The following is a 12820-nucleotide window of genomic DNA, read 5'->3' on the forward strand; positions in this document are numbered from 1 at the left end:
GTTGAAAACGGCCCAACGATCGTTCGAGGGACGACGGGCGTGCGGGCGACGGACGACGGGCTACGGGCGTGCAGGCAACGGGCGTGCGGGCGAGTGTGCTCCCCGCCCGCACTCCCGCACTCCCGCCCGCCCGCCGCGTGGACCCCCCATTGACTCTGCCCATCGCCGAACATAACGTCCCGTTCGGATCAACGATCAGCATTCGTCATGTCGAACGTGAAGGACGTCCATGGCCCGCACAGCCCGCTTCACCCTCGACCCCGCCTTCCAGATCGGCGAGGTCAGTCCCCGGCTCTTCGGTTCCTTCGTCGAGCACCTCGGCCGCTGCGTGTACACCGGGATCTTCGAGCCGGACCACCCGGCGGCGGACGAGGCGGGCCTGCGTACCGACGTCCTGGAGCTGGTCCGCGAGCTGGGCGTCACCACGATCCGCTACCCCGGCGGCAACTTCGTCTCGGGCTACAAGTGGGAGGACTCCGTCGGCCCGGTCGAGGACCGCCCCCGCCGCCTCGACCTCGCCTGGCGCTCCACGGAGACCAACCGCTTCGGCCTCTCCGAGTACATCGCCTTCCTGAAGAAGGTCGGCCCGCAGGCCGAGCCCATGATGGCCCTCAACCTCGGCACCCGGGGCGTCGCCGAGGCCCTCGAACTCCAGGAGTACGCCAACCACCCCGCCGGCACCGCCCTGTCGGACCTCCGCGTCTCGCACGGCGACAAGGACCCCTTCGGCATCAGGCTCTGGTGCCTCGGCAACGAGATGGACGGCCCCTGGCAGACCGGCCACAAGACCGCCACCGAGTACGGCCGGATCGCCGCCGAGACCGCCCGCGCGATGCGCCAGATCGACCCGGGCGTCGAACTCGTGGCCTGCGGCTCCTCCAGCCAGTCCATGCCGACCTTCGCCGAGTGGGAGGCGACGGTCCTGGAGGAGACGTACGACCTCGTCGACTACATCTCCCTGCACGCCTACTACCAGCCCGAGGACGGCGACGTCGACTCCTTCCTGGCCTCCGCCGTGGACATGGAGTCCTTCATCGAGAACGTGATCGCCACCGCCGACCACGTGGGCGCGAAGCTCAAGTCGAAGAAGAGGATCGACCTCTCCTTCGACGAGTGGAACGTCTGGTACATCTCGAAGTGGCACGAGATCGAGAACTCCGAGACCCGGGACTGGGCGGAGGCGCCCCGCCTCCTGGAGGACAACTACAGCGTCCTGGACGCCGTCGTCTTCGGCTCCCTCCTGATCGCGCTGCTCCGGCACGCCGACCGCGTCACTGTCGCCTGCCTCGCCCAGCTCGTCAACGTGATCGCCCCGATCATGACCGAGCCCGGCGGGCCCGCCTGGCGGCAGACGACCTTCTTCCCGTTCGCCCAGGCCGCGCAGTACGGCCGCGGCCGGGTCCTCGACGTACGGGTGGACTCGCCGACGTACGAGACGAAGAAGTACGGGGAGGCGGACCTGCTGCACGCGACGGCGGTGCGGGCCGAGGACGGGTCGGTGACCGTGTTCGCGGTCAACCGCAGCCGTACGGAGGCGCTGCCGCTGGAGGTGGCGCTGAACGGGCTGGACCTGACGCGGGTGGTGGAGCACAGCGTGCTGGCGGACGCCGACCCCGACGCCCGGAACACGCTCACGGACCCCGAGCGGGTCGTTCCGCACACGGGCGGGGGGACGACCATCGAGGGCGGCGTCCTCCGGACCGCCCTCGAACCGCTGTCCTGGAACATGATCCGCCTCGGCTGAGCGCCGGGAGCACCCAGAGGGCTCGCGGAGGCTTCCGGCGGGCGTCGAGGCGGGTCCCCCGGCGTGCTCCGCGTGGCCGACAATGTGGCCATGAGGATCTCTGCACGGGCGGACTACGCCGTACGCGCGGTACTGGAGCTCGCCGTACGGCGGGACGACGACCCGGTGAAGGCCGAGGTCATCGCGACCGTGCAGGAGATCCCGCACAAGTTCCTCGAAGGCATCCTCGGCGACCTGCGCCGCGGCGGGCTCGTGACGAGCCGCCGCGGCGGCAGCGGCGGCTACCGGCTCGCCCGGGACCCGGCCGCGATCACCGTCGCCGATGTCATCCGCGCGGTGGACGGACCGATCGTGTCCGTACGCGGCGAGCGACCCACCGGCCTCACCTACACCGGCTCGGCCGAGCCGCTGCTGCCCCTGTGGATCGCCCTGCGCGCCAACGTCCGCCGCATCCTGGAAGGCGTCACGATCGCCGACCTCGCCACCGGCACCCTGCCCGCCCCGGTGACGTCCCTGGCCGCGGAACCGGCGGCCTGGGAGAACCCGTAACCGGCGTGTCGACGTCGGCGAACGGCTCGCCCCGCCGGATCGCCAGGGGCCCGCGCGTCACAGCCTTGGAATCAAAACGCAACGCCCCCGGCCCGTGCGGCGCCGGCACGCACCATACGATCAAGCCCGAACGTGAGCACGTGCGGGCGAGGTCCGTATATACGTACAGACGCGTCCCGCGTGCTGGAACCGCGAGAAGTGCCGGAAGTGCCGGAAGTGCTGGAAGTGGGGGAACCGTGCGCCACAAGGCCCGGATGATCGTGGCGGCCACGGCCGTGCTGACGCTCTCGGCCGGGCTGTCCGGCTGCGGCGGGGACGCGGACGCCGATTCCGGTCGGGTCTCCCTCACCGTCGTCGCGACCAACTACGGCGACAACGTGCACAAGAACTCCGAGGGCTACTGGGACCGGCTCGTCCTCGCCTTCAACGCCGAGCATCCCGACATCGACGTGAACGTCGAGGTGTACGACCCGGACGAGGTCGACGAGAAGGTCGCCGAACTGGTCGAGCGGGGCGAGGCACCCGACATCGTGCAGACCGACGGCTACTCGCAGTACGCCGCCCAGGGCCTGCTCTACAGCGCCGACGAAGTGCTGTCGGTGCCGGTGCAGGCATCCTTCGTACCGAGCCTCACGGACGCCGGCGAGATGGACCGGGTCCAGTACGGGCTGCCGTTCACCGCGAGCACCCGGCTGCTCTACTACAACAAGGACCTGTTCGCCCGGGCGGGCCTGGAGCCCCCGAAGAGCTGGGACGGCCTGCTGACGGCGGCGCGCGCGCTCAAGGCCCAGGGCGTGGAGTACCCGATCGCCGTGCCGCTCGGCCCGGAGGAGGCCGAGGCCGAGACGCTGATGTGGCTGCTGGCCGGCGACGGCGGCTACACCGACGACTCCAACAGCTACGACATCGCCTCCCCGGCCAATGTGCGGACCCTGACCTGGCTCAAGGACGAACTGGTCGGCGAGGGTCTCACCGGCCCGGTCGCGCCCGGGGAGCTGAACCGCGACGACGCCGTCCAGGCATTCCTGCGCGGCGACGCGGCCATGGTCAACGGCCCGCTGTCGCTGATCCGCCAGATCGAGGACTCCTCCGACTCCGTGCCCTACGGGTCGGTCCCGCTCCCTAGCCGCGACGGCAGGGCCACGCCGGCCATGGGCACCGCGGACTGGATCGTCGCCTTCAAGAACGACGACCACCGCGAGGCGATGGGGCAGTTCCTCGACTTCCTCTACGGCGACAAGTACGTGACCGAGCAGGCAGCCGAGTACGAGCTGCTGCCCGTCACCACGACCGCCGCCGACGCGATGCGCGCGGACAAGCGCCACAAGGCCCTGTGGAGCGGCCTGGACACCCTGCAGAACCTGCGGCTCTACCCCGTCGCCGAGACCAACTGGTCCAAGGTGGCGGCGGCCATCCGCCAGCGGATCGGCGGGGCGGTGAAGGCGAACGGCAACCCGCGGACGGTACTGGAGTCGATAGCGACGGTCACCAAGACCGCCGAGTAGGCCACGGCCCCGCCCCGCCCCGCCCCGCTCCCCGGCCCGGCCCCTCGCCCCGCCTCCCGGCCCGGCCTGGCCTCCCGGCCCGGCTCCTCCGCCGCCCTGATCGGCGGACGGAAACCGATCAGCCGAGGTCGAGCGGAAACGATCACGCTTCGGTCGTATTCGTACGGTTCCGACCAGGCACAATGCCCTCTCGATCTCCTGGGTACTCATCGGGCGAGCACGGTTAGCGTGGGCGGCGTGCGGCAGTTCGCCTTTGACGCCCAGCGCCCCGTGCCCGGGCCCTTCGACCCCCATCGAGAGGAGGCGGCCGCGATGCCGGGCGGGAAGACAAGCGGCGCGACCAGAGCGACCAGAGCGACCGGCGCGATGAGCAGTCCGGGCGGCCCCTCCGCCGGCCCGCCGCACCGCCGGGAAGCACTCTTGCTGAAACGGCACTTCACCGGGGAGAACCTGCCCCAGGTGCGGGCCCTGGTCGAGGACACGGCGGCCGCCGCGGGCCTCGGCGGCGTACGGCTCGGCGAGTTCACCCTCGCCGTCAGCGAGATCGCCGCCAACGCCGTGGAGCACGCCGGGGGCCGCGGCCGGCTGGAGCTGCGCCGGCTCCCGGGCGAGCTGGAGTGCCGGATCACCGACGACGGCCCCGGCTTCGTCCCGGCCATCCCCGAACTCCTCCCCGGCCTCACCGAGGGCTGCCGGGGCCGCGGCCTCTGGCTGGCCCATCTGGTCACCGACCGCCTGACGGTCACCACCGACACGACGCGAGCGGGCACCGAGGTGACCCTGGCGGTCCGCCTGACCTGAACGCGCGGTGAACTCCCGGACGCCCGGGAGGGGCTCGGGGATGAAACCCCGTCCGGGACCCGCCGGGCCGGGCTTTCGCGCACAACCCGCGCCATCGGTCCGCGGTCGTACCGATCGACCGCAGCACGACCTCGCTCATCCCGCCCGGGGGGTACTCCGCATGTTCGCGCACCGCAGCACCTCGCCCACATCCGCGCCCGCGCCCGCGCCCAAACTCAAACCCGCACCCGCACCCGCACCCGCGCCCGCACCCGCACCCGCGCCCGCACCCGCGCCCGCGCCCGCGCCCGCAAGGACCGTCGCCGTCTCCACGGCTCTCGCCCTCGCCCTCACCCTCGGCGGCGCCCTGCTCGCCGCGCCCGCCGCCCACGCCGCCCCGAAGCCGGCCGCCTCGCTGGTCCACGACAAGGGGGAGCTGTGGTTCAAGGCGGCGCCCGGGCAGGCCAATCGGCTGACCGTGTCCGCGCGGATCGTGCCGCGGTCGGAATGGGAGGCGGACTACGTGCTGACCTTCGACGACCGGTACGAGATCACCCTCGGCGCCCGCGAGTGCGCGTACCCGAAGCCGGGGGACCGTACCGTCGCCGAGTGCGCGGTGCCCGTCCCGATGGGGTCCGACGACTCCGACATCTACGACGTCGGCGTGGGCGACGGCGACGACACCGTCACGATCGCCGCCGACAACTCCGCGTACGCCTCGGTCTTCGGCGGGAACGGCAAGGACGTCCTGCGCGGCAACGGCTCGGTCGTGCTGCACGGGGAGAACGGCGACGACCGCATCCACGGCGGCGGGGGAGTGTGGGGCCTCGGGTCGTTCGGCGGGCGGGGCGACGACGTCCTCACCGGGTGCGCGTACGAGTGCCACGGCGGGGCCGACGACGACACCCTCACCGGCGCGCCGAGCGAGGACCTCGACCGGAACACCCTGTTCGGCGACTCCGGGAACGACGTCCTGCGCGGCAGGGCCGGCGACGACGTCCTCCACGGCGGCAAGGGCCACGACCGGCTGTACGGCGACCAGGGCGACGACAGGCTGTACGGCAACAGCGGCGACGACACGCTGTACGGGGGCGCCGGCAGGGACACCCTCTCCGGCGGCCCGGGCCGCGACAGGGTCCACCAGAACTGAGACACAGGGCGCCGACTGAGACACAGGGCGACAACCGACACACAGGGCGACGCCCCCGACAGGCCACGAGGGTCTGCCGGGGGCGTCGCCCCATGGGGTTCACGGGTGGCGGGTCAGCCCACCTGGTTGTAGACCGCCCCCGCCGCCGGCCAGCCCAGCGGCTCCGGCTGCTCCTCGGGGGCCGTACGGCCACGTACTTGGGCGGCGGTGAGGCCCTGGGCGGCACCCATCGCGCGGCGGTTGGCGGCCGCGGTGGCCATGCCGGGCATGCCTGTCTGGGCGACCGGCTCCAGCCCGGTGGCGGGGGCGGGCGCCATGCCCGGGAGGCCCGGCATGGAGGCCACGTTGGGCATGGAGGGGATCGACGGCCCCTGGGGCATGGGCGCGGCGGCGGCCGGAACGGGGGCCGGCATCGGGGTCGGCATGGGCGCCGGCGCCGGCGCGGGAGCGGGCGCCGGCGCGGGGACCGGCGTCGGCATCTGGGCGGCGGCCGGGGCCGGCATCGGGACCGGGGCCGGCATTGGGGCCGGGGTCGGCATCGGGGACATGCCCGGCATGCCCACGGGGCCGGTGGCCTGCGCGGCGAGGCCCGCCATGCCGGCGCCGTTGGTCTCGCTCATCAACCGGTCCACGGCCGCCGTACCCGAGCTGTAGCTGGTCCCGGTGCCCAACTCGGGTACGGCGGCTCCCCTCCTGGACCCGTAGAGAACCGACTCCAGGCCGGACACCAGGCGACGCACATCCACCTGGGGCCGGACCACGAGTCGCAGGAAGCGACTGGACGAGCCGACCTTGTTGCCGCACTCGCGGACCAGGATCCGGTGCTCGGTGAGCAGCCGGTCGCGGACCACGGTGCCCTCGGCGCCCACGGGCAGGCGCACGAAGAGGAAGTTCCCCTGCGACGGGTACACCGTCAGACCGGGGAGGGCGGAGAGCTGACGGGCCATGTCCAGGCGGTCGCGCCGCACCTGGTGCAGGCTCTCCATGTACTCGGGGCCGTGGTTCTTCAGCATGAACACCACGTGCTCCGCGAAGGAGTTGAGGTTCCACTTCGGCAGCATCGAGCGGACCTTCCCGGCGAGTGCCGGGTTGGCGACCAGATAGCCGAAGCGGATGCCGTGCAGCCCGAAGTTCTTGCCGAGCGAGCGCAGCACGACCACGTTGGGCCGCATCACCGCGTCCTGGACGGTGCTCGGCTCGGACTCGGCGTCGGCGAACTCCAGGAACGACTCGTCGATGACGATCAGGTCCAGGTCGGCCATCGCGTCCATGAACTGCACCAGCGCGTGCCGGTGCAGGAAGCCGCCGTCGGGGTTGTTCGGGTTGCAGACGACGGCGACCCTCGTGCCGCGCGCCCGGATGAACTCGGCGTACTGCGCGAGGTCCAGGGCGAAACCGCTGGACTCCTGGAGCGGGAACATGTCGACGCGCTTGCCGGTCTCCATCGGCTGGTCGGTCCAGCGGCCGAAGGTGGGGACGGGGACGGCGAGGGACTCCCTGACCAGCAGATGGTCGATCCAGGTGATGAGTTCGGTCGAGCCGTTGCCCATCGCCACGCACTGCGGCGGCAGTTGGAGCAGATTGCACAGCTCGGCGGTGATGGTGTCGGCGCTGCTCGGGTAGTACGTGATGATGTCCCGCAGCTTGCCCGCCATCTCGTCGAACATCGCCGGGGTGGGGAAGTAGGGGTTGCACGGTATGCAGAAGTCCACCGGGCCGACCCCCTCGCCGCCCTCACGCGTCAGCGCCGCCATCGAAGGGCTGTGCGCCGTCGTGCTGCGGAACAACGAGGTGACGTTGTCGGCCATGGAACCTCCGTAGGGGGCGGACCCGTGGGGCACGACCGGGTCCGACGACTAAGGGCGGCCCGCGCGGGGGAGCGCGGGCCGCCCCTACATACGGAGAGCGGAGTGACGCCGTTCAACCACTGTGAAGTTGGCCGGAAAGCGTGAATGTTCTGTGTGCCGCCGTGTTCACGCCCCGAACGAGTGGACCGTCGTCGAGCGGTACGTCTGCCCCGGCCGGAGCACCGTCGACGGGTACGACGGCTTGTTCGGCGAGTCCGGGAAGTGCTGGGTCTCCAGGCACACGGCGTCGCCCTGCCGGTAGATCCGCCCCGACGGTCCGGCGAGCGTGCCGTCGAGGAAGTTCCCGGAGTAGAACTGGAGCCCCGGCTCGGTGGTGGAGAGCGTCAGCGTCCGGCCGGAGGACGGGTCGCGCAGCGTCGCCGCCCACTCCGGCTCGGCCGTCCTCCCCTTGTCCAGGACCCAGTTGTGGTCGAACCCCTTGGCGTACAGAAGCTGCTGGTCCCGCGTGCGGACGTCCGCGCCGATCTGCTTGGCGCGGCGGAAGTCGAACGGCGTGCCCGCCACCTCGGCCGGCTCACCGGTGGGGATGAGGCCGGCGTCGACGGGCGTGTAGCGGGAGGCGGCGATCTCCAGCTCGTGGTCGTGGGCGGAGCCGCTGCCCTCGCCCGCGAGGTTCCAGTAGACATGGCTGGTGAGGTTGACGACGGTCGGCCGGTCGGTGGTGGCCTCGTAGTCGATACGCCAGTCGCCCCCGTCGGTGAGGGTGTAGGTGACCGCGGTCCGCAGGGTGCCGGGGTAGCCCATCTCACCGTCGGGGCTGGTCAGGGAGAGACGCAGACCCACGTTCGAGCCTTGAACGAAGGGTTCGACGTCCCACACCGACTTGTCGAAGCCGCCGGCACCGCCGTGCAGGCTGTTGTCACCGTCGTTCACGGACAGCTCGTACGCCGTGCCGTCGAGGGTGAACCGGCCCCCGCCGACGCGGTTGCCGAACCGGCCGATCAGGGCGCCGAAGTAGGGGGAGTCGGCGACGTACTCCTCAAGGGTGTCGAAGCCGAGGGAGACGTTCGCGTGCCGGCCCTCGCGGTCCGGGACCTCCAGGGACTGCACGATCCCGCCGTAGGACAGGACCCGCAGCCGGGTGCCGCCGTTCTCCAGTGACCAGCGGTGGATCTCGGTGCCGTCGGCGAGCTTGCCGAAGACGTCCTTCACCGGATGCTTCTCCTGCACCGGATGCTCCTCTCATGGGAAAGGGGGGCCCCGCCCGCAGGCGAGGCCCCCCTTGCGGGTTCCGTCAGGAACCGCCCTTGCGCTTGTTCCACACGTCGAACCCGACCGCCGCCAGCAGCACCATGCCCTTGATGACCTGCTGCCAGTCGGTGCCGATGCCGACCAGGTTCATGCCGTTGTTGAGCACACCGAGGACGACGCCACCGATGATCGCGCCGAGGACGGTGCCGACACCGCCGCTCATCGACGCGCCGCCGATGAACGAGGCCGCGATCGCCTCCAGCTCGAAGTTGAGGCCCGCCTTCGGCGAGGCGGCGTTGAAGCGGGCGGCGAAGACCAGACCCGCGAGGGCCGCCAGCATGCCCATGTTGAGGAAGATCAGGAAGACGACCTTCTTGTCCTTCACACCGGACAGCTTCGCCGCGGGCAGGTTGCCGCCGATGGCGTAGATGTGGCGGCCGATGATCGCGTTGCGCATCACGTAGCCGAAGCCGACGACCAGCACGCCGAGGATCAGCAGCACGATCGGGGCGCCCTTGTAGCTGGCGAGCAGCATGGTGACGACGAGCAGGGCGGCGGCGATCGCGACGAGCTTGAGGACGAACAGGTTCATCGGCGGCACGTCGAGCGCGAACTCCTGCTGCCGGCGCCGGTCCCGGAACTCCTGGATCACCACGAACGCGATGACGGCGAAGCCCATCAGCAGCGTCAGGTTGTGGTAGTTCGTCTCCGGGCCGACCTCCGGGAGGAAGCCGTTGGCGACCTTCTGCAGGCCCTCGGGGAACGGGCCGAGGGTCTGGCCCTCCAGGAAGATCTCGGTGAGACCACGGAAGACGAGCATGCCCGCCAGGGTCACGATGAACGACGGTATCCCGAGATACGCGATGAAGAACCCTTGCGCGGCACCCGCGACGGCGCCCACGGCCAGACACAGCACCACCGCCAGCGGCCACGGTATGTCGTTGTTGACCATGAACACGGCGGCGATCGACCCGACGAACGCGGTCAGCGAACCCACGGAGAGATCGATGTGCCCGGAGATGATGACCAGCATCATGCCGATCGCGAGGATCAGGATGTAGCTGTTCTGCAGCACCAGGTTCGAGACGTTGCGCGGCAGCAGCAGGTCACCCTCGGTCCACACCGCGAACAGCGCCACGATCAGGCCGAGGGCGATCAGCATGCCGTACTGGCGCATGTTGCGGCGCATGCCGTCCAGCATCAGCTGGAGCAGACCCCCGCCCGCCGCCGCCCCGGTCTTGCCGGGCGGCGCGGGGGCCGGGCTCTTGGCGGTCACTTCCGTGCTCATCGGGTTACCTCTTTGTCCTTAGTCATCTGACGCATCAGCGACTCCTGCGTGGCCTCCGCACGCGGGAACTCACCTGTCAGCCGCCCTGCGGCCATGGTGTAGATGCGGTCGCACATCCCGAGCAGTTCCGGCAGCTCGGAGGAGATGAAGACGACCGCTTTGCCCTCGGCGGCCAGTTTGTCGATGACCGTGTAGATCTCGTACTTGGCGCCGACGTCGATACCGCGCGTCGGCTCGTCAAGGATCAGCACATCCGGCCCCGCGAAGATCCACTTGCTGAGGACGACCTTCTGCTGGTTGCCGCCGGACAGCTTGCCCACCGGCTCGAAGACGGTCGGCGCCTTGATGTTCATGGACTTGCGGAAGCCCTCGGCGACCTGCCGCTCCCCGTGCTCGTCGACCACACCGCCCTTGGCGACCTTGCCCAGCGCGCTGAGCGAGATGTTCCGGTTGATGGTGTCGATGAGGTTGAGGCCGTAGTGCTTGCGGTCCTCGGTGACGTAGGCGATGCCGTTCTTCACGGCCTCGGGGACGGTCTTCGTCCGGATCTCCCGGCCGTCCTTGAGGACCGTGCCGCCCGCGTACCGGCCGTACGTCCGGCCGAAGACGCTCATCGCGAGTTCGGTGCGGCCGGCGCCCATGAGCCCGGCGATACCGACGATCTCGCCGCGCCGCACCTGGAGCGACACGTCGTCGACCACCTTGCGCTGCTGGTCGATCGGATGGTGGACGGTCCAGTTGCGGATCTCCAGCGCGGGGGCCGCGCCCTCCTCGGGCTCGTGCGGCGTGCGCTCCGGGAAGCGGTGCTCCAGGTCCCGGCCGACCATCCCGCTGATGATCCGGTCCTCGGTGGTCTCCGGTGACTTCACATCGAGGGTCTCGATGGTCTGCCCGTCCCGGATGATCGTCACCGAGTCCGCGACCTTGCGGATCTCGTTCAGCTTGTGCGAGATGATGATCGAGGTGATGCCCTGCTTCTTCAGCTCCAGGATCAGATCCAGGAGCTTGCCGCTGTCCTCGTCGTTCAGGGCGGCGGTCGGCTCGTCCAGGATGAGAAGCTTCACCTCCTTCGACAGCGCCTTGGCGATCTCGACGAGCTGCTGCTTGCCCACCCCGATGTCGGCGACCCGGGTGTCCGGGTGCTCGTCGAGGCCGACACGGCGCAGCAGCTCCGTCGCGTGCTTCAGCGTCGCGGTCCAGCTGATGAACCCGCGCGAGGCGTGTTCGTTGCCGAGGAAGATGTTCTCCGCGATGGAGAGGTAGGGCACCAGGGCCAGCTCCTGGTGAATGATCACGATGCCGCGCTGCTCGCTGGCCCTGATGTCCTTGAACTCGCAGGTCTCGCCCTCGAAGAGGATGTCCCCCTCGTAGCTGCCGTGCGGGTGGACGCCGGAGAGGACCTTCATGAGGGTCGACTTGCCGGCGCCGTTCTCGCCGCAGATGGCATGGACCTCGCCCTGCTGGACGGTCAGGGTGACGTCCGACAGCGCTTTGACGCCGGGAAAGGTCTTGACGATCGAGCGCATTTCCAGGACGGGTCCCGCCATGGTCGTGCCTTCCAATCAGTGGTTCGGGTTCCGCCGGATTACTTGAGGTCGCTCTCCTTGATGTAGCCGGAGTCGACGACGGTCTCCTTGTAGTTGGCCTTGTCCACGCTGACCGGCTCCAGCAGGTACGCCGGGACGACCTTGGACCCGTTGTCGTAGGTCTTGGTGTCGTTGACCTCGGGCTTCTTCTTGTTCAGCAGCGCGTCGACCATGTTCGAGGCGACCTTGGCCAGCTCGCGGGTGTCCTTGTAGACGGTCATCGACTGCTCGTCGGCGATGATCGACTTCACCGAGGCGACCTCGGCGTCCTGGCCGGTGACGATCGGCAGCGGCTTGCTCTTGGAGCCGTAGTCGTCCGACTTCAGCGCCGAGAGGATGCCGATGGAGATGCCGTCGTAGGGGGAGAGGACCGCGTCGACCCGGGCGCTCTTGTACGTGGACGTCAGGATGTCGTCCATGCGCTTCTGGGCGGTGCCGCCGTCCCAGCGCAGGGTGGTGACCTGGGTGAGCTTGGTCTGTCCGGACTTGACGACGAGCTGCTTCTTGTCGATGTAGGGCTGCAGGACGTTCATGGCGCCCTGGAAGAAGTAGCGGGTGTTGTTGTCGTCGTTGGAGCCGGCGAACAGCTCGACGTTGAACGGGCCCTTCTTGGAGCCGTCCTTCAGACCCAGCTTGCTGACGATGTAGTCGCCCTGGAGCTCGCCGACCTTCTCGTTGTCGAAGGAGGCGTAGTAGTCGACGTTCGGCGTGCCGAGGATCAGGCGGTCGTAGGAGATGACCGGGATGTTCGCGTCCTTGGCCTGCTGGAGCACGTTGTTCATCGACTTGTTGTCGATGGCGGCCACGATGAGGGCCTTCACACCCTGGGTGATCAGGTTCTCGATCTGGCCGACCTGCTGGTCGGGGTCGTCCTCGCCGTAGACCAGCTTGGTCTTGTAGCCCATCTTCTCCAGGTTGGCGACGACGTTGTTGCCGTCGGCGATCCAGCGCTCGGAGGACTTGGTCGGCATCGCGATGCCGATGGTGGCGCCCTTGGTGCTGCCACCCTCCTCCTTGCTGCCGCCCTCACTGCTCTGGCCACAGGCGGACAGGGTCAGGGCGAGGGAGGCGGCGGAGGCTATCGCGGCGAGAGCGGCTCGACGAGTGCGCATGATCATCATCCTTGATGTTTTTCGGTGCCTGGAACGTTCTGGCGATG

General features: G+C 69.8%; 10 protein-coding genes. 5 read left to right on the forward strand and 5 right to left on the reverse strand.

Annotated features, from left to right (window positions below):
- The first annotated feature begins 229 nt into the window (after nt 1-229).
- The 5 genes from arfA (at nt 230) to ACZ4Z2_RS13980 (ending at nt 5728) form a co-directional block, all read left to right on the forward strand.
- Complete coding sequence (arfA, locus tag ACZ4Z2_RS13960) at nt 230-1744, forward strand: arabinosylfuranosidase ArfA (protein ID WP_468075571.1); 1515 nt, start codon at nt 230-232, stop codon at nt 1742-1744.
- 90 nt (nt 1745-1834) lie between these two features.
- A complete protein-coding gene (locus tag ACZ4Z2_RS13965; RefSeq protein WP_468075573.1) occupies nt 1835-2293 on the forward strand; it encodes an RrF2 family transcriptional regulator in 459 nt (152 codons plus the stop codon).
- Between the two features lie 236 nt (nt 2294-2529).
- Nucleotides 2530-3798, forward strand: coding sequence for an ABC transporter substrate-binding protein (locus ACZ4Z2_RS13970; protein ID WP_468075575.1), 1269 nt, complete (start codon nt 2530-2532; stop codon nt 3796-3798).
- A gap of 312 nt (nt 3799-4110) precedes the next feature.
- Nucleotides 4111-4599, forward strand: a complete 489-nt coding sequence (locus ACZ4Z2_RS13975) for an ATP-binding protein (protein WP_468075962.1) — start codon at nt 4111-4113, stop codon at nt 4597-4599.
- 160 nt (nt 4600-4759) lie between these two features.
- Complete coding sequence (locus ACZ4Z2_RS13980; RefSeq protein ID WP_468075577.1) at nt 4760-5728, forward strand: calcium-binding protein; 969 nt, start codon at nt 4760-4762, stop codon at nt 5726-5728.
- Nucleotides 5729-5841: 113 nt separating this feature from the next.
- Here ACZ4Z2_RS13980 and ACZ4Z2_RS13985 read toward each other — a convergent pair whose 3' ends face one another.
- The 5 genes from ACZ4Z2_RS13985 to chvE form a co-directional block, all read right to left on the reverse strand.
- Complete coding sequence (locus ACZ4Z2_RS13985; RefSeq protein ID WP_468075579.1) at nt 5842-7536, reverse strand: pyridoxal phosphate-dependent aminotransferase; 1695 nt, start codon at nt 7534-7536, stop codon at nt 5842-5844.
- Nucleotides 7537-7701: 165 nt separating this feature from the next.
- On the reverse strand, nt 7702-8766 hold the full coding sequence (locus ACZ4Z2_RS13990) for an aldose epimerase family protein (protein ID WP_468075581.1): 1065 nt from the start codon (nt 8764-8766) through the stop codon (nt 7702-7704).
- A 64-nt stretch (nt 8767-8830) separates the two neighbouring features.
- Nucleotides 8831-10075: a multiple monosaccharide ABC transporter permease gene (gene mmsB, locus ACZ4Z2_RS13995; protein WP_468075582.1), complete on the reverse strand. Its 1245-nt coding sequence runs from the start codon at nt 10073-10075 to the stop codon at nt 8831-8833.
- A complete protein-coding gene (gene mmsA, locus ACZ4Z2_RS14000) occupies nt 10072-11622 on the reverse strand; it encodes a multiple monosaccharide ABC transporter ATP-binding protein (RefSeq protein WP_468075584.1) in 1551 nt (516 codons plus the stop codon). Before mmsA ends, mmsB begins: the two co-directional genes overlap by 4 nt.
- A gap of 38 nt (nt 11623-11660) precedes the next feature.
- Nucleotides 11661-12773, reverse strand: coding sequence for a multiple monosaccharide ABC transporter substrate-binding protein (chvE, locus tag ACZ4Z2_RS14005; protein ID WP_468075586.1), 1113 nt, complete (start codon nt 12771-12773; stop codon nt 11661-11663).
- Nucleotides 12774-12820 lie beyond the last annotated feature (47 nt).

It is taken from the genome of Streptomyces sp. NPDC030183 (genome assembly GCF_055573455.1).

Bases quoted from the DNA above. Each gene is read 5' to 3' on its own strand.
- arfA (WP_468075571.1), top strand. From the start codon at position 230: ATGGCCCGCACAGCCCGCTTCACCCTCGACCCCGCCTTCCAGATCGGC.
- ACZ4Z2_RS13985 (WP_468075579.1), bottom strand. From the start codon at position 7,536: ATGGCCGACAACGTCACCTCGTTGTTCCGCAGCACGACGGCGCACAGC.
- chvE (WP_468075586.1), bottom strand. From the start codon at position 12,773: ATGCGCACTCGTCGAGCCGCTCTCGCCGCGATAGCCTCCGCCGCCTCC.
- ACZ4Z2_RS13965 (WP_468075573.1), top strand. From the start codon at position 1,835: ATGAGGATCTCTGCACGGGCGGACTACGCCGTACGCGCGGTACTGGAG.
- ACZ4Z2_RS13975 (WP_468075962.1), top strand. From the start codon at position 4,111: ATGCCGGGCGGGAAGACAAGCGGCGCGACCAGAGCGACCAGAGCGACC.
- ACZ4Z2_RS13980 (WP_468075577.1), top strand. From the start codon at position 4,760: ATGTTCGCGCACCGCAGCACCTCGCCCACATCCGCGCCCGCGCCCGCG.
- mmsA (WP_468075584.1), bottom strand. From the start codon at position 11,622: ATGGCGGGACCCGTCCTGGAAATGCGCTCGATCGTCAAGACCTTTCCC.
- mmsB (WP_468075582.1), bottom strand. From the start codon at position 10,075: ATGAGCACGGAAGTGACCGCCAAGAGCCCGGCCCCCGCGCCGCCCGGC.